Consider the following 16,635-nt stretch of genomic DNA (forward strand, 5'->3'; position numbering starts at 1 on the left):
CCGCAGAGGGTTTATGCGTAGAACAATCCAAGGCAGAATCGACGAATCCTTGAACCAGTCGGCCATTGAACGGAGTGCGTTGCCATCATGTCATCCGAGAAAGACGTCATCGAAATCGAGCGCGACGGCGCGGTCATCCAGCTCGCGCCGCATGCGGGCGGCCGGCTCATGACCTGGCGCGTCGGCGGCGAGCCGGTCATCCACTGGCCGGATTCGCTCGACGAAATCGCCTGGTCGAATGCCGCAAAGATTCGCGGCGGCAATCCGTTGTTGTTCCCGTTTCTCGGTCGGCATTTCGTCGATGGCGAGATCGGCAAGTGGCGCGATCCGGACGGCGCCGTGCATGCGCTGCCGACGCACGGCTTCGCCCGCAATCTGCCCTTCTCTTCCACGCGCGATGCCGACGGCCACGGCGTGCGCATGACGCTCGTGGACAGCGACGCGACGCGCGAGGGCTACCCGTTCGCATTCCGTTTCGAGGCGGCCTACCGTCTCATCGATGGCGTGACGCTGGAGGTCGAACTCACGACATCCAATCCGGGCGAAGTCGCGCTGCCTTACTACGCGGGGCATCACTTCTACTTTCATCTGCCGCACGATCAGCGCGCGCAAAGCAGCGTCGAGCTGCCGCGCACGGAGCGGCGGCGTCAGTTGCCGGACGGCTCCATCACCGATGCCGAAACCGGCGCGCCGCGCTATTCGCTGGCGGATGCGAGTATCGTCGATTGCTTTCACTGCCTGACCGGGCCTTCTGATGAACCCGTGCGGCTCGTGCTGCCGAACCGCACCGTGAGCTTCCAGCTGCAACAGCCGGATTCGGTGCCGTGGTACGCCGTCACGACGTGGACCGAGTCGGATACGTCGGACTTCTATTGCGTCGAGCCGTGGATCGGCCTACCCGACGCCATCCACAACGGCCGGGGCCTGCGCTGGCTCGCGCCGGGCAAGACCGAGACCGCGTCGCTTCGGCTCGTGGTCACGTCAGCGGCCTAAGCGGCAGCGCGCGCTCGCGATAGCGGGCGCCTTTCTGTACGCAGAAATGCGGGACGGTAAAATCCTGCCTTCCTATCCGCCGCCGCCCGACGCGCGGCGGCGCTCTACGAGGTCAGGTTTTGCAGAAAAGAATTGGACAGGTCGTCCGCGCATCGGTCGTCGCATCGTTGGTCGCATCGTTGGTCACGATCCTCGCCGCGTGCGGATCAGCCCCGGTCGCGCCGGGATACTATCGCGTGCAGCGCGGCGACACGCTTTCGAAGATCGCGCGGGAAAACCGCACGTCGACCAGGAACATCGCGCGGTGGAACGCGCTCACGAATCCGGACGCCATCGAAGTCGGCCAGGTGCTGCGCGTCGAGCCGCCTGCTGGCAGCGCGAGCGCGTCCGGCGCGGCCTCGGCCGGCGCAGGCACCAGCGCAAAGAGCGAAGCAAAGGCCGATGCGCCGGCGAAACCGGGTCCGGGCGTCTCGCTGGTATGGCCGGCGCAAGGCAGCGTGATTCGCGGCTTCGACGGCAAGAATTCGAAAGGCATCGACATCGCGAACTCGGCGGGCACGCCGGTCGTGGCGGCGGCGACAGGCAGTGTCGTCTATGCGGGCAACGGCCTGCGCGGCTACGGCAACATGCTGATCGTCAAGCATAACGACGACTATCTGACCGCCTACGCCCACAATCGCACGCTGCTGGTGAAGGAAGGCCAGACGGTGCAGCAGGGGCAGCAGATCGCCGAAATGGGCGACACCGACAGCGATCGCACGATGCTGCACTTCGAGGTGCGCTACATGGGCCGCTCGACGGACCCGTCGCGCTATTTGCCGCCGCGCTAAGAGGCGCGCGGCCGTTACGAGGAAGACAATGAGATTCGCAAACACGATGACCGCGGCCGCGTTGTTCGCGGCGGCGGCCTTGAGCGGCGCGCTGACCGGCTGCGCGCACACCGCCACGATGACCTACCTGCCCTCGGGCGACACCGGCTTCGCCATCAACTGCAGCGGCAGCGACGCGAGCACGAGCTGGGCGGCGTGCTACAAGCAAGCGGGAGAAGTGTGCGGCGCGTACGGCTACGACGTGATTTCGAAAGACGCCGACAACGGCGCGACTTCCGGCGGATCGGTGGCGGGCATCTTCGGCGCGAACATCAAGAACCGTTCGATGGTGATCCGCTGCAAGCAGTAGGCTCGCGCATTCAAGCGTCCGAAGGCGTGTCTTTTCGCGCACTCGTTCGCGCGCGCCAGCGACCCGACGCCGGATCGATGCGGGCGGCGAACCCGAAAAGCGAAGCAAGCGCGAGAGGCGCGACCGCAGCGAAAACCCACAACAGATTCATGGCAAAACTCAGTTGCGACGAGTTGCCCCATCATAACCGTGCCGCAAAAATTTCGCCTCGGTCTGCGTTAGAGTCTCTTACTCAGTCGTTATGACCGATTCGCGTCGCCATCACTGCGGCTGAGTAGGCGCGATCAACATCGACGGCGGACGCGTGTCGGTCGGCACGCCGTGATAGTCGGGCGGATCTTGCGGAGCATGTTTCTGGCTGGAGGAATCGGCGCACGCGGATAGCGCGAGCGCGAAGACGGCGGAGCATGCGAACGACAAAGCGATACGCGGCATGAGGTTTCCTGGAAAAGACGAAGGGGTTACAAGCCGAGACTTGTAACCCCTTCGTTGTATCGTGGTCGGAGCGAAAGGATTCGAACCTTCGACCCTCTGATCCCAAATCAGATGCGCTACCAGGCTGCGCTACGCTCCGACGAGCCGCGTATTGTAGCGTCGATGCCCCATATCCGCAAATGCGTCCGCGCATTGACGCGACGAGCGGGCACGCAACGTTCTAAGCCTTTCGCAGAAGCCATCCATTCTGGAGACGATCGATGAACCTCATTCTCTGGCGTCACGCCGAAGCGGAAGACCAGGCGTCGAGCGACCTCGCGCGTCAGCTCACCTCGCGCGGACGCAAGCAGGCGCAAGGCATGGCGAAGTGGCTACGAGCGCGCATCGACGACGACGCTCTGTTTCTCGCCAGTCCCGCCACGCGCACGATCCAGACGGCCGAAGCGTTCGGCGACCGCTATCGCGTGGTGGACGATCTCGCGCCCGGCAAGACCGCGCAGCACGTGCTCGACGCCGCCGGCTGGCCGGATGGCGTCGGACAGACCGTCGTGGTGATCGGGCATCAGCCGACGCTCGGGCGCGTGGCCGCGTTGCTTCTGACCGGACACGAAGCGGACTGGTCCATCAAGAAAAGCGGCATCTGGTGGTTTCAGGGCCGCGCGCGCAGCGGCGACGGGCAAGTCGTGGTGCGCGCGGTGATGTGTCCGGACCTGCTCTGAGCGTCTAAATCGCGGGGCGTCGAGGCATATGTCGTTTCATCGAAACGTCACTGCCAAGCCATGCGAGCGTCACCCGGCATCCTTACATTGGCGGAAAGTTAGTCACCTTTCCGCCGAGGAATGCCAATGCACGATCTGCCGACGCCTTTCCTGCCCTTCGGAGCGTCATCGCTCTCGCTCGATTTGCGCCGCCACCTTCCGCGCACGGCCGAAACCGTCACGGGCCAGCACCGCTTGCAGGTCGCGTGGGCGCGCTCCGACGACGCGCTGCGCGAAGCGCAACGTCTGCGCTACCGCGTGTTCGCCGAGGGAATGGGCGCGCGTCTGACGGGCCCCGCCGGCCTCGACGTCGACGCCTTCGACGCCTATTGCGATCACCTGCTCGTGCGCGATCTCGATACGCTGAAGGTGGTCGGCACGTATCGCGTGTTGCCGCCGCATCAGGCCGCGCGCATCGGCCGTCTCTATGCGGAAAGCGAATTCGACGTGTCGCGTCTCACGCATCTGCGGCCGAAGCTCGTCGAAGTGGGCCGCTCGTGCGTGCATCCGGACTATCGCAACGGCGCGGTCATCATGTCGCTGTGGGGCGGGCTCGCCACGTACATGATGCAGAACGGCTACGAGACGATGCTCGGCTGCGCGAGCGTCGGCATGAACGACGGCGGTCATTACGCCGCGAATCTGTACGCTTCGCTGCCCGCCGACGCGCTCGCCGCGCATGAGTACCGCGCGTTCGCGCATACGCCGCTGCCGGTCGAGGAACTGCGCACGGGCGTCGCGGTGAGCCCGCCGCCGCTCGTCAAAGGCTATCTGCGCCTCGGCGCGAAGATTTGCGGCGCGCCGGCGTGGGACCCGGACTTCAACACGGCGGATTTTCTGACGCTATTCCGCCTCTCCGACATCAACGCGCGTTACGCGCGGCACTTCATGGGCGATGCGGGACGCTGAGCATCGGGCGGGCGGTTAGTCGGTGTAAATCACGCGATACGGCCGCCCGATCTTTTCCCATTCCATCGCTTCCTGCGCGAGGCTGTAGTCGGTCAGCGGATTGTTCGTCACCCACTCGCTCGGCAGACGCACTTCGAAGCCGCCGCCCGCGGCTTTGACTTCGATGCCGGGCAGGCCGACATCCGTGCGGCGGCGCGACAGAAGCGCGGCGAGTCGCAGGCAGAACAGCAGCGTCCAGTCGACGCCGCGCGCCTGCGCGAGCTTTCCGAGCTTGCCCGCGTGACCGAGCACGAGCGCCGCGAGCCGCGCTTGATCCGTGCGCGAGAAGCCGGGCATGTCGGCATTGCTCGCGATATACGCCGAATGCTTGTGATAGGCGCTGTGCGCGATCGACAAGCCGATCTCGTGCAGCGACGCCGCCCACGCGAGAAACATGCGGTTCTCCACGCTGCGCTCGCCGTCCGGCTCGCCGAGCTGGTCGTAGAAGCTGATCGCCAGATTGCCGATGCGCTCCGCCTGCGCGGCATCGACGCCGTAACGGCGCTTGAAGCCTTCGACCGTCACCGTGCGCATGTCCTGATGTTGCGAGCGGCCGAGCAGGTCGTACAGCACGCCGAGGCGCAGCGCGGCGTCGGTCGTATCGACGTATTCGATCCCCAGTTCCTCGAACACGCCGAGCATGATGGAAAGCCCGCCCGCGAGCACCGGAATGCGGTCCGGCTTCAGCGCGACGAGCTTCAGCCGGTTCACGTTCTCCGCCTTGATGAGCGCGCGCTTCAGCCGTTCCAGCCCGCCGCGCGAAATGCCGTGCGTGTATTCGGGATCGTTGAAGCCGTTCGCCTCGACCAGTTCGGCGAGCGCCCGCGCCGTGCCCGACGAGCCGATCGCCTGATCCCAGCCGGTCTGCTTGTATTCGCGCGAGATGATCTGAATCTCGCGCTTGGCGGCGAGCTCGGCCTGCCGCATCGTGTATTCGTCCACGTTGCCGGCCGGGAAAAACTGGCGGCTGTGGCTCACGCAGCCGATATAGAGGCTTTCCATGTGAATCGGCGTGTAATGCGCGCCGATGATGAATTCCGTCGATCCGCCGCCGATATCCACGACGAGCCGCTTGCCCGCGCTCGCCGGCACCGAATGCGCCGCGCCCGCGTAGATGAGGCGCGCTTCCTCGCGGCCCGCGATCACTTCGATCGGAAAACCGAGCGCGATTTCGGCTTCGATCAGAAAGTCGTGCGCGTTTTTTGCGACGCGCAGCGTGTTGGTGGCGACCGCGCGCACCTGATCCGGGTGGAAGTCGCGCAGACGCTCGCCGAAACGCTTCAGCGCATCCCAGCCGCGCAACTGCGACGCGCGATCGAGCATCTTGTCCTTCGAAAGACCGGCCGCGAGACGCACCGGCTCGCGCAACGCATCGACCTGATAGATCTGGCTGCCCGCGGGCGTTTCCTCGACCCGGCCGACGATCAGCCGGAAACTGTTCGATCCGAGGTCGACGGCGGCGAGAAGATGAGGATGTGTGACCATCGGATATCCAGAAATCGCGAAGTAAGGAAGCGCAACCGCGTGCCAGAGACACGCTGCCGAGAGACACGGATTTTATTTCATGCAGGCGCGAAGATCGGAAACCGAACGGAAGCGCGAACCGGAACCGGGAACGCGCGCGCCCGCTAGCGACGCTATCCGCAATGTGAGTAGAATTTGTGAAAATCGTTCTGTCACAATAAAGACATCCTAGTGTGAGATCATCCGAACGCTTTTCTGCCCTTCCGATCGAGACACCTTACGCCCAGCCGATGTCCATACGTTATCCGCTCTTCAACCGTGAACTAGGCATCTTAGGTTTCAACGAGCGGGTACTGGCGCAAGCCGCCGACACATCGGTGCCGCTGCTCGAACGTCTGCGCTTTATCTGCATTACGAGCAGCAATCTCGACGAATTTTTCGAAGTCCGCATGGCCGGGCTTCAGGAGCAGATGCGCGACAACCCCGGCACGCTCTCGCCGGACGGCATGTCGCTGCAACACGTCTACGATCTCGTCTCCGAACGCGCGCAACGCCTCGTGCATCAACAATACGCGATGCTGCACGAGACGGTACTGCCCGCGCTCGAAATGGAAGGAATTTATTTTCATGGCGCGGAGACCTGGACCGAACAGCAGACCGCGTGGGCGCGCGAATACTTCCAGAACGAACTGCTGCCGGTGCTGACGCCGATCGGGCTCGATCCTGCGCATCCTTTTCCGCGCGTGCTGAACAAGAGCCTGAACTTCGTCGTCGAACTGGAAGGCACCGACGCGTTCGGCCGCCAGGCGATGATGGGCATCGTGCAGGCGCCGCGCGCGTTGCCGCGCCTCGTGCGCATGCCGGAGGCGCTTTCGGGTTATCCGCATGGTTTCGTGCTGCTGAGTTCTTTCATGCAGCACTTCGTGAGCGAACTGTTTCCGCATCTGACGGTGCGCAACTGCAATCAGTTTCGCATTACGCGCAATAGCGAGCTTTTCGTCGACGAAGACGAAATCACGAACCTGCGCGTCGCGTTGCAGGGCGAACTGCCCGCGCGGCATCTCGGCAATGCGGTGCGGCTCGAAGTATCCGCGGAAACGCCGCCGCATCTCATTCGTCGCCTGCTCGACGAAAGCCAGCTCAATCCGCGCGACTGCTATCGCGTGAACGGGCCCGTCAATCTCGTGCGGCTCATGCAGTTGCCCGAAATGGTCGACCGGCCGGACCTCAAGTTCGTGCCGCATATTCCGTCGGTGCCGAAGTCGATTGCGAACACGACCAATCTCTTCGATGCCATCGATCAGGGCGATATCCTGCTGCATCATCCGTACGAGAGCTTTCAGCCCGTGCTGGAACTGCTGCTTCAAGCGGCCAAAGATCCGCAAGTGGTGGCGATCAAGCAGACCATCTACCGCACCGGCACCGATTCGCCGCTGATGGACGCGCTCATGCAGGCCGCGCGCAACGGCAAGGAAGTGACGGTGGTCGTCGAACTGCTCGCGCGCTTCGACGAAGAAACGAACATCAACTGGGCGTCGCAACTCGAAGCGGTGGGCGCGCATGTCGTCTACGGCGTCGTCGGCCACAAGTGTCACGCGAAGATGATGCTGATCGTGCGGCGCGTGTCGCAAGGCGGCAAGACCGTGCTCAAGCGTTACGCGCATCTGGGCACCGGCAACTATCATCCGCGCACGGCGCGTCTTTATACCGACTTCGGCCTCATGACCGCCGATCAGCAGATGTGCGAAGACGTGCATCACGTCTTCCAGCAGTTGACGGGCATCGGCGGCGAGCTTGCGCTGCATCAGCTATGGCAGTCGCCGTTCACGCTGCACGCCAAGCTGATCGAAGCGATTCGCGCCGAAGCCGAACATGCGCGCGCGGGCCGGCGGGCGCGCATCGTCGCGAAGATGAACGCGCTGCTGGAGCCGACCGTGATCGCGGCGCTCTACGAGGCATCGCATGCGGGCGTGAAGATCGACCTGATCGTGCGCGGCGTGTGTTCGCTGAAGCCGGGCGTCGAAGATCTGTCGGAGAACATCACGGTGCGCTCGATCGTCGGGCGTTTCCTCGAACATCACCGCATCTTCTATTTCTATGCGAACGGCAAGGAAGACGTGTATCTGTCGAGCGCCGACTGGATGGATCGCAACTTCTTTCGCCGCGTCGAAGTGGCGTTCCCGATCCGCGACCGGCGTCTGAAGCGCCGCGTAATTGCCGAAGGCTTGTCCGTGTGTCTCGGCGACAATCAATCGGCGTGGGTCATGCAAAGCGACGGGCACTATCGCAAGCGCCGTTCGGGCAAGGCGCTGCGCAACGCACAGTTGGGACTGCTCGCGAAGTTCTGTTCGTGATTCATGAAGGAACGGCGCGCAACAGCGCAGCGCGCCGTGCAGACTCAAGCCGCCACTGACTTGCGCAACGCCGTGCGCGACGCAGGAAAGCGCACCGTGAACGTGCTGCCCCGCCCCACTTCGCTTTTCACGTCGAGATCGGCATGATGTCGTTGCAGCACATGCTTGACGATGGCAAGCCCGAGACCCGTGCCGCCCGTATCGCGCGAACGGCTTCGATCCACGCGATAGAAACGCTCCGTCAAGCGCGGAATGTGCTCCGCCGGAATGCCGAGGCCGCTGTCGCGCACGGTAAAGACCGCGCGATCGTCCACGCGCTCCCATGAGACGTCGATGCTGCCGCCATCGGGCGTGTAGCGCACCGCGTTGGTCACGAGATTGCCGAGCGCGCTGACCAGTTCGGTTTCCGCGCCGGCCACGGTCAGCGCGTCGTCGTTATGAAAATGGATGCGATGACGCCCGCCCGAAAGACTGTTGGCGTCGTCTTCCAGATGACGCAGCACCGCGCGCATGTCGAGCAACTCGTCGCCGGGCGGATGGACATCGCCTTCCAGATTCGCCAGCACGAGCAGATCGCGCACGATGTTCTGCATGCGCATGGCCTGCTGGTTCATCATGTCGAGATAACGCGCGCGGTCGGCTTCGTCGAGCGGCAACTCGCGCATCGTTTCGAGAAAGCCCGAGAGCACGGTGAGTGGCGTCTTCAGTTCATGCGAGACATTCGCGACGAAATCGCGGCGCATGGAGTCGGTGCGCTCGAGTTCGGTAATGTCTTGCGTGAGAATCAGCTTGCGATTCTCGCCGTACGGGAACACCTGCACCGAGACAGTCCGCTGCCGGTTCGCGCCCATGCCCCGCATGATGAGCATCTCTTCGTAACGGTGCGAATTCAGATAGCGGATGAAATCCGGATGACGCACGAGATGCGTGATGTGCTGTCGCAGATCGCGCTTGGCGTCCAGCCCGAAGTGCTTCTCCGCGATGGCGTTGCACCATTCGATCTGGTCGTGATCGTCCAGCATCGCCACGCCGTTCGGCGATGCCTGAATCGCCTGGATGAAGCGCGAATGCTGCTGCTCGACCTGACGCACCTGCGCGTGCCAGCGTTTGGCGAGCTTGTGCAGGCGGTAATAGATCTCGCCCCAGATGCCGAGCGCGCTCGGCACCTGGCCGTACACCGGCGCGTCCAGGAGACGCCACAGCCGCTGCGTGTGATACGTGCTCACGAAGCTCTGCACGACCAGCATGACGACGGCGACCGCGAGCGCCGCGCGCACGCCCGCGAATGCGCCGATCGCGGCGCACAGCACCGCGAGGAGCGCGAGGGACACGATGGAACGCGTCCAGATGATGTTCATGTTGTCGGGAGATCGAAGAAGGCGAAGATGCGCGCGGGCTCACGCGCCCTTCGCGAGCCGGTAGCCGCTGCCGCGTACCGTTTCGATCATAGCATCGCAGCCCGCGGGCTTGAGCGCGGCGCGCAGACGCTTGATATGCACATCGACCGTGCGCTCCTCGACGAACACGTGATCCCCCCAGACCTGATCGAGCAGCTGCGTGCGGCTGTGCACGCGCTCCGGATGCGTCATGAAGAAATGCAGCAGGCGGAATTCCGTGGGCCCGAGATCGAGCTTGATGTCGTTGCCCGAATGATTCGCCGCCACGCGATGCGTCGCCGGATCGAGCCGCAGGCCGTTGATCGCGACGACGTCTTCCGTCAACTGCGGCGCGCGCCGGCGCAGCACGGCCTTGATGCGCGCCATCAGTTCTTTTGGGGAGAACGGCTTGGTCACATAATCGTCCGCGCCGATTTCGAGTCCGAGCACCTTGTCCTGCTCGTCGCCGCGCGCGGTGAGCATGATGATCGGAATATGCTTCGTGCGCTCGTTGTTGCGCAGCTCGCGCGCGAACGCGATGCCGGACTTCGCGGGCAGCATCCAGTCGAGCAGCACGAGGTCGGGCAGCACGTCGCTGATCAGGTTTTGCGCCTGCTCCGCGTTATAGGCGCGAATCGGGCAATGTCCCGCATGTTGCAGATTCACCGAGATCAGTTCGGAGATCGCGGGTTCGTCTTCGACGACGAGGATACTGCTGGGCATCGGCACCTCTTGACCTTTTTGCTTGAAGTGAATCGTTGGATTAACTGAGCGCCTCGCGTTCGAGCTGGTCGCGCGAGATGTGGCGCACGTCCGTGCCCTTCACGATGTAGATGATGAACTCGGCGATGTTCTTCGCGTGATCGCCGATGCGCTCCACCGCTTTCGCGATGAACAGATAATCGAGCCCCGCCGAAATGGTGCGCGGGTCTTCCATCATGTACGTCACGAGCTTGCGCACGAAGGCGCGGAATTCCTCGTCGATGGCTTTATCGTCGCGCACGATCTGCGCGGCGGCGACCGTATCGAGACGCGCGAACGCATCGAGCGCGCGGCGCAAGATCGACACGGCCATCTCGCCCGAGAGCTTGATTTCCGCGATGTTCACCGTGCGGCCCGCGCCGTCTTCGTTGATGCGCTTCACGCGCTTCGCGATCTTCTCGGCTTCGTCGCCGGCGCGTTCGAGATTCGTGATGGTCTTCGAGATCGCCATGAGCAGACGCAAGTCACGCGCGGCCGGCTGACGGCGCGCGATGATGTTGCTGCACTCCTCGTCGATCTCGACTTCCATCGTGTTCAGGCGCGCTTCCGCCGTGATCACCTGATCGGCGATCTGCACGTCGAATTCGTTCAGCGCCTGCATAGCCGCGGTGATCTGCGACTCGACGAGACCGCCCATTTCCAGCACTTTCGAGGACACCGCGTTCAGATCGGCGTCGAACTGGCTCGACAGATGTTTATCGGACATGTTCTGCTCCTGTAGTCCTTTGTTCGTTCGCTGACCGGCCGATCAGCCAAAGCGGCCCGTGATGTAGTCTTCCGTTTCCTTGCGGGCCGGCTTGATGAAGATCTTTTCCGTGTCGCCGAATTCGATCAATTCACCGAGGTACATATAAGCAGTGTAGTCCGAGCAGCGCGCGGCCTGCTGCATGTTGTGCGTGACGATCACGACCGTGTAGTCGCTCTTCAGCTCCGCGATCAGTTCTTCGATGCGGCCTGTGGAAATCGGATCGAGCGCCGAGCACGGTTCGTCGAGCAGCAGCACTTCCGGCCGGATGGCGATGCCCCGCGCGATGCACAGACGCTGCTGCTGGCCGCCCGAGAGCCCGTAGCCGCTTTGCGTGAGTTTGTCCTTCACTTCGGTCCAGAGCGCGGCTTTGGTCAGCGCCCATTCCACGCGGTCGTCCATCTCCGAGCGCGACAGTTGCTCGAACATCTTCACGCCGAACGCGATGTTGTCGTAGATCGACATCGGGAACGGCGTCGGCTTCTGGAACACCATGCCGACGCGCGCGCGCAAGAGCGAAATGTCCTTCGTCGTGTCGAGCAGATTGGCGCCGTCCATCAGAATCTCGCCTTCCGCGCGCTGCTCCGGATAGAGCGCGTACATCTTGTTGAACGTGCGCAAGAGCGTGGACTTGCCGCATCCCGACGGACCGATGAACGCGGTCACTTTCTTCTCCGGAATGCGCAAGTTGATGTTCTTCAGCGCGTGATACTTGTTGTAGAAGAAGTTGAGGTTGTTCACCTCGATCTTCGGCTTGATGGAATCCGCCGGCTGCGAACCATGCGTCGGACGTACGCTGCCCGGCGCGGGACCGCGCTCCACCGGCTTGTCTTCAGTCTTCGAATTCAGGTGGCTGACACCACTTTCGACCATGTTCATGGAATCACTCCACCCTTATTTCTTCGAGAAAATCGCGCGCGCCAGGATATTCAGACCCAGCACGCCGAGCGTAATCAGGAACACGCCGGCCCACGCGAGCGTTTGCCATTGCGGGAACGGGCTCATCGCGAACTTGTAGATCGTCACCGGCAAGTTCGCCACCGGCTGATTCATGTCGAGCGTGAAGAACTGGTTCGACAGCGCCGTGAAGAGCAGCGGCGCGGTCTCGCCCGCAATGCGCGCAACCGCCAGCAGCACGCCCGTCACGATGCCGCCGACCGACGCCTTCAGCGTGATCGACATCACCATCTTCCACTTCGGCGTGCCGAGCGCGAAGGCCGCCTCGCGCAGCGCGTTGGGCACGAGGTTCAGCATGTTCTCCGTCGTGCGGATGACGATGGGAATCTGCAAGAGTCCCAGAGCGATCACGCCGGCCCAGCCCGAGAAACGCCCCATCTTCGCGACGACGAGCGCGTACACGAAGAGACCGACGACGATGGACGGCGCGGACAACAGAATGTCGTTGATGAAGCGCGTCACGTTCGCGAGCCAGCGCTTCTGCCCGTATTCCGCGAGATAGACGCCCGCGAGAATGCCGAGCGGCGTGCCGATGCACGTTGCGAGCACGACGAGCATGAGACTGCCGACGATCGCGTTGGCGAGACCGCCGCCATCGGTGTTCGGCGGAGGCGTCGACTGCGTGAACAGTTCGACCGAAAGGCCGGAGACGCCGAGCTTCAGCGTCGTGAAGAGAATCCACACGAGCCACACGAGGCCGAACGCCATGGCCGCGAGCGAAAGCGTCAGCGCGATCGCGTTGGTGCCGCGGCGGCGGCGTTGCAGCTTCATGCGCGTGGCGACCGTGCGCTCGTGATCCTGATTGAACGTTGCGGGACGGCTCACTTTGCACCCTCCGCGCGCTGCATGCGCATCAAGAGCAGCTTCGACAGCGCGAGCACGATGAACGTGATGACGAACAGAATCAAACCGAGCTCCATCAGCGCGGATGTGTGCAGGCCGGGGCTCGCTTCCGCGAATTCGTTCGCGAGCGCCGAGGTGATGCTGTTGCCCGGAGAAAAGAGCGACACGTTGTCGAGCAGATTGGTGTTGCCGATCACGAAAGTCACCGCCATGGTCTCCCCGAGCGCGCGGCCGAGACCGAGCATGACGCCGCCGATCACGCCGGCGCGCGTGTACGGCAGCACGATCTTCCACATCACTTCCCACGTCGTGCAGCCGATGCCGTACGCCGATTCCTTCAGCAGCACCGGCGTGACTTCGAACACGTCGCGCATCACGGACGCGATGTACGGAATGATCATGATCGCGAGAATGACGCCTGCGCACAGAATGCCGATTCCGATGGGCGGTCCCTGAAACAACGCGCCGATGAGCGGCACGCCGCCGAGCAGCGCGCCGAGCGGCTTTTCGAAGTACGTCGCGAAGATCGGCGCGAACACGAGCAGGCCCCACATGCCGTAGACGATCGACGGAATCGCCGCGAGCAGTTCGATGGCGACGCCGAGCGGACGGCGCAGCCACGTCGGCGACAGTTCCGTCAGAAAGAGCGCGATGCCGAAGCTCACCGGCACCGCGATGATCAGCGCGATGATCGAGGTGGCGATGGTGCCGTAGATGGGCACGAGCGCGCCGAAGCTCTCGCTGGGCGGATCCCACTCCGCGCGCCAGAGAAAGCTGAGGCCGAATTTCTCGATGGTCGGCATCGACGCAATGATGAGCGAGACGATGATGCCGCCAAGCAGGAGCAGCGTCACGACGGCTGCCAGCCGGGTGATGCCGCCGAAAATGATGTCGCCGATACGGCTCGGCGCGCGCTGCGATTGCGCCGCCGGCGGTGCCGACGCTAAGTTGATGTCCGACATGGGAGCCTTGGTTACGCTACGTGTCAGACGCGCGGCAACCTTTCGATCGCCGCGCGGCTTGTTGCTGCTTCGTTGCTGCTTCTTTACTGCTTCTTCGCTGCTTCCTCTGCTTCGACTGTCCGCCGCTCCAGCTTAGGACAGTTTCAGCTTGTGCGACTGCGATACTTCTTTGCCATTACTCAGCGACCGGCTTGCCCGCGCTGTCCTTGACCTTCGCCTTCCACTGCGTGCGGATTTCCGACACGACCGACTCCGGCAGCGAGATGTAGTCGAGGTCGTTCGCAGCCTGGCCGCCGTTCTTGAACGCCCAGTCGAAGAACTTGAGCGTCTCGGTGCCTTGCGCCGCCTTCTCCTGCGTCGAATGCAGCAGCACGAAGGTCGCGCCGACGATCGGCCATGCGTCCTTGCCCGGCTCGTTCGTCAGGATCTGATAGAACGACTTCGACCAGTCCGCGCCCGCGGCCGCCGCCTTGAACGTCTCCGTCTTCGGCTCCACCACCGTGCCCGCCGAATTCTTCAGGCCGACGTAGGTCATGTGGTTCTGCTTCGCGTACGCCCACTCCACGTAGCCGATCGCGCCCGGCAGACGCTGCACGAATGCCGCGACGCCGTCGTTGCCCTTGCCGCCCGTGCCCGTCGGCCAATTGACCGTCGAACCCTCGCCCACCTTCGACTTCCAGTCGGCGTTGACCTTCGACAGATAGTTCGTCCAGATGAAGCTCGTGCCCGAGCCGTCGGCGCGGCGCACCACGGCGATGTCGGTATCCGGCAGCTTGACCTTCGGGTTCAGCGCGGCGATAGCCGGGTCGTTCCACTTCTTGATCTTGCCGAGATAGATGTCGCCGAGCACCTGGCCCGACAGCGTCAGTTCGCCCGCCTTCACGCCCGGCACGTTGATGACCGGCACCACGCCGCCGACCACCGTCGGAAACTGGAAGAGGCCGTCTTTCGCGAGTTCGTCATCTTTCAGCGGAGCGTCCGAGCCCGCGAAATCGACCGTCTTCGCGATGATTTGTTTGATGCCGCCCGACGAGCCGATGCCCTGATAGTTGACCTTGCCGCCGCCGCTTTTTTGATAGGCATCTGCCCACTTGGTGTAGATCGGAGCTGCGAAGGTACTGCCCGCGCCGGTGATATCGGCCGCTTGCGCAGAGATGGCCAGCATTGCGCCAATTACGCCAGCGAGCGCGGTGTGCATCAATTTCATGAGACCTCCAGGGTTGAATAGCGTGTGGGACGACACGCGAAATATAGGCAGTCTCTGTGACAGTAATGTGACTCTCGGTTAAGGACATGTGACAGGCGACTTTCAAACGGAAAGTCGATCGTGCGTTCATTCGTCAGGCTGCGAACGTGCAATAAAAAAGCGGGCCGAAGCCCGCTTTTCGCAAATGCGCGCTTTTCCGCGAACGCTTACGACGTGACGTCCTTCACGACCTGCGCAATCGTTTCCGCGTGCCGGACGGCGTCCGCCTGCGCGGCGGCTTCCACCATCACGCGCAACACCGGTTCCGTTCCCGACGCGCGAATCAAGACCCGGCCGCGCGATTCGAGGGAATGCTCGGCTTGCTCGACGGCGCGGCGGATGGCGTCGCTGTTTTTCCAGTCCGCGCCCGCTTTCATGCGCACGTTGATCAGCTTCTGCGGAAACAGGCTCACGCCGTCCAGCAGTTCGGCGAGCGTCTTGCCGCTGCGCTTGAGCGCCGCGAGCACGAGGAGCGCCGAGACGATGCCGTCGCCCGTCGAGTGACGATCCAGCGACAGAATGTGGCCCGAGCCTTCCGCGCCGAGTTGCCAGCCGTGCTCGCGCAGCTTTTCGAGCACGTAGCGGTCGCCGACCGCAGCGCGGACGAACTGCACGCCAGCCTCCTTCAGCGCGACTTCGACCGCCATGTTGGTCATCAGCGTGCCGACCGCGCCTTCCACGTTGCCGTGCGTCGCGATGCGGTCCTTCACCAGCACGTAAAGCAACTCGTCGCCGTTATAGAGGCGCCCGGCCGAATCGACGATCTGCAGGCGGTCCGCATCGCCATCCAGCGCAATGCCGATATCCGCGCCATGTTCCTTCACCGCGCGCACGAGCGCATCGGGGGCCGTCGCGCCGACGCCATCATTGATATTAAAGCCGTTCGGCGACACGCCGATCGGCACCACTTCCGCGCCGAGTTCGTGGAACACGTGCGGCGCGACGTCGTACGCCGCGCCGTGCGCGCAGTCGACCACCAGCTTCAGGCCACGCAAGTCGAAGCTCGCGGGGAACGTGCTCTTGCAGAATTCGATGTAACGGCCGCCCGCGTCATCGAGACGGCGCGCCTTGCCGAGCCGTTCGGACGGCGCGCAGTCCATCGGCTGTTCGAGTTGCGCCTCAATCTGATGTTCGACTTCGTCGGGCAGCTTGTTGCCATCGGCGGAGAAGAACTTGATGCCGTTGTCCTCGTAGGGATTGTGGGACGCGCTGATGACGACGCCCGCCGACAGCCGCAGCGCGCGCGTCAGATAGGCGACGCCGGGCGTGGGCATCGGGCCGGCGAGCATCACGTCGACGCCGGCTGCCGAGAAGCCGGACTCCAGCGCGGCTTCCAACATGTAGCCGGACACGCGCGTGTCCTTGCCGATGAGCACCGTCGGCCGGTTGCCCTTCTGTAGCGACCGGTCGCCGCCGGCGAGCACCTTGCCGGCCGCGTAGCCGAGCCTGAGCACGAAGTCCGGCGTGATCGGGGCCGCGCCGACGCGTCCGCGAATGCCGTCCGTTCCGAAATATCGTCTTGCCATTGTTGCCTGACCCTCCTCGCGGATTACGGCGCCTGTTTTGATCCGCGTTGTTCGTTGAAAGCTGCGAGCGCGAGCGCCTTCGCCGCA

The 16,635-nt window shown here is 63.5% G+C and carries 16 protein-coding genes and 1 tRNA gene; 6 read left to right on the forward strand and 11 right to left on the reverse strand.

Translation table 11 applies throughout. The annotated features are described in order from the left end of the window. The first annotated feature begins 87 nt into the window (after positions 1-87). The 3 genes from NCR34_RS09555 (at position 88) to NCR34_RS09565 (ending at position 2,172) form a co-directional block, all read left to right on the forward strand. The gene (locus NCR34_RS09555; RefSeq protein ID WP_250499715.1) at positions 88-993 is read left to right on the forward strand and encodes an aldose epimerase family protein; all 906 of its coding nucleotides are present in this window, start codon (positions 88-90) and stop codon (positions 991-993) included. 119 nt (positions 994-1,112) lie between these two features. Further along, a complete protein-coding gene (locus NCR34_RS09560) occupies positions 1,113-1,823 on the forward strand; it encodes a peptidoglycan DD-metalloendopeptidase family protein (RefSeq protein ID WP_250499716.1) in 711 nt (236 codons plus the stop codon). A gap of 28 nt (positions 1,824-1,851) precedes the next feature. Further along, positions 1,852-2,172, forward strand: coding sequence for a hypothetical protein (locus tag NCR34_RS09565; protein WP_502800067.1), 321 nt, complete (start codon positions 1,852-1,854; stop codon positions 2,170-2,172). A 261-nt stretch (positions 2,173-2,433) separates the two neighbouring features. On the opposite strand, the gene NCR34_RS09570 is transcribed toward NCR34_RS09565, so the two are convergent. Both NCR34_RS09570 and NCR34_RS09575 read right to left on the reverse strand, forming a co-directional pair. After that, positions 2,434-2,607, reverse strand: coding sequence for a hypothetical protein (locus tag NCR34_RS09570; RefSeq protein ID WP_250499717.1), 174 nt, complete (start codon positions 2,605-2,607; stop codon positions 2,434-2,436). 62 nt (positions 2,608-2,669) lie between these two features. Next, positions 2,670-2,746, reverse strand: a tRNA-Pro gene (locus tag NCR34_RS09575). Positions 2,747-2,867: 121 nt separating this feature from the next. Between NCR34_RS09575 and NCR34_RS09580 the strand changes: the two genes are divergently transcribed. Both NCR34_RS09580 and NCR34_RS09585 read left to right on the forward strand, forming a co-directional pair. Beyond that, complete coding sequence (locus tag NCR34_RS09580; protein WP_250499718.1) at positions 2,868-3,326, forward strand: SixA phosphatase family protein; 459 nt, start codon at positions 2,868-2,870, stop codon at positions 3,324-3,326. Between the two features lie 126 nt (positions 3,327-3,452). Next, complete coding sequence (locus NCR34_RS09585) at positions 3,453-4,274, forward strand: GNAT family N-acetyltransferase (protein ID WP_250499719.1); 822 nt, start codon at positions 3,453-3,455, stop codon at positions 4,272-4,274. Positions 4,275-4,289: 15 nt separating this feature from the next. Here the strand turns inward: NCR34_RS09585 and ppx are convergent, their stop codons facing one another. Continuing rightward, positions 4,290-5,798, reverse strand: coding sequence for an exopolyphosphatase (gene ppx / locus NCR34_RS09590; protein WP_175944374.1), 1,509 nt, complete (start codon positions 5,796-5,798; stop codon positions 4,290-4,292). Between the two features lie 269 nt (positions 5,799-6,067). On the opposite strand from ppx, the gene ppk1 reads away from it, so the two are divergent. Further along, positions 6,068-8,131 carry a polyphosphate kinase 1 gene (ppk1, locus tag NCR34_RS09595; protein ID WP_175944377.1) on the forward strand — a complete coding sequence of 688 codons (2,064 nt, stop codon included), beginning with the start codon at positions 6,068-6,070 and terminating at the stop codon, positions 8,129-8,131. A gap of 44 nt (positions 8,132-8,175) precedes the next feature. Here the strand turns inward: ppk1 and phoR are convergent, their stop codons facing one another. The 8 genes from phoR to glmM all read right to left on the reverse strand — a co-directional run bounded on the left by phoR (position 8,176) and on the right by glmM (position 16,548). Next, the gene (gene phoR, locus NCR34_RS09600) at positions 8,176-9,489 is read right to left on the reverse strand and encodes a phosphate regulon sensor histidine kinase PhoR (protein WP_250499720.1); all 1,314 of its coding nucleotides are present in this window, start codon (positions 9,487-9,489) and stop codon (positions 8,176-8,178) included. Between the two features lie 39 nt (positions 9,490-9,528). Continuing rightward, positions 9,529-10,230: a phosphate regulon transcriptional regulator PhoB gene (gene phoB / locus NCR34_RS09605; protein ID WP_159836615.1), complete on the reverse strand. Its 702-nt coding sequence runs from the start codon at positions 10,228-10,230 to the stop codon at positions 9,529-9,531. A gap of 40 nt (positions 10,231-10,270) precedes the next feature. Continuing rightward, positions 10,271-10,975 carry a phosphate signaling complex protein PhoU gene (phoU, locus tag NCR34_RS09610; RefSeq protein WP_250499721.1) on the reverse strand — a complete coding sequence of 235 codons (705 nt, stop codon included), beginning with the start codon at positions 10,973-10,975 and terminating at the stop codon, positions 10,271-10,273. 42 nt (positions 10,976-11,017) lie between these two features. Next, on the reverse strand, positions 11,018-11,893 hold the full coding sequence (gene pstB / locus NCR34_RS09615; protein WP_244846880.1) for a phosphate ABC transporter ATP-binding protein PstB: 876 nt from the start codon (positions 11,891-11,893) through the stop codon (positions 11,018-11,020). A 15-nt stretch (positions 11,894-11,908) separates the two neighbouring features. Next, the gene (gene pstA, locus NCR34_RS09620) at positions 11,909-12,796 is read right to left on the reverse strand and encodes a phosphate ABC transporter permease PstA (RefSeq protein ID WP_175944385.1); all 888 of its coding nucleotides are present in this window, start codon (positions 12,794-12,796) and stop codon (positions 11,909-11,911) included. Further along, a complete protein-coding gene (gene pstC / locus NCR34_RS09625; protein ID WP_244846881.1) occupies positions 12,793-13,776 on the reverse strand; it encodes a phosphate ABC transporter permease PstC in 984 nt (327 codons plus the stop codon). Before pstC ends, pstA begins: the two co-directional genes overlap by 4 nt. 175 nt (positions 13,777-13,951) lie before the next feature. Then, positions 13,952-14,983: a phosphate ABC transporter substrate-binding protein PstS gene (pstS, locus tag NCR34_RS09630; RefSeq protein WP_250499722.1), complete on the reverse strand. Its 1,032-nt coding sequence runs from the start codon at positions 14,981-14,983 to the stop codon at positions 13,952-13,954. A 206-nt stretch (positions 14,984-15,189) separates the two neighbouring features. Continuing rightward, complete coding sequence (gene glmM / locus NCR34_RS09635; protein WP_250472691.1) at positions 15,190-16,548, reverse strand: phosphoglucosamine mutase; 1,359 nt, start codon at positions 16,546-16,548, stop codon at positions 15,190-15,192. Between the last annotated feature and the right edge of the window lie 87 nt (positions 16,549-16,635).

Origin of the sequence: Caballeronia sp. GAWG1-5s-s (genome assembly GCF_023631445.1) — a bacterium.
Taxonomy (GTDB): domain Bacteria; phylum Pseudomonadota; class Gammaproteobacteria; order Burkholderiales; family Burkholderiaceae; genus Caballeronia.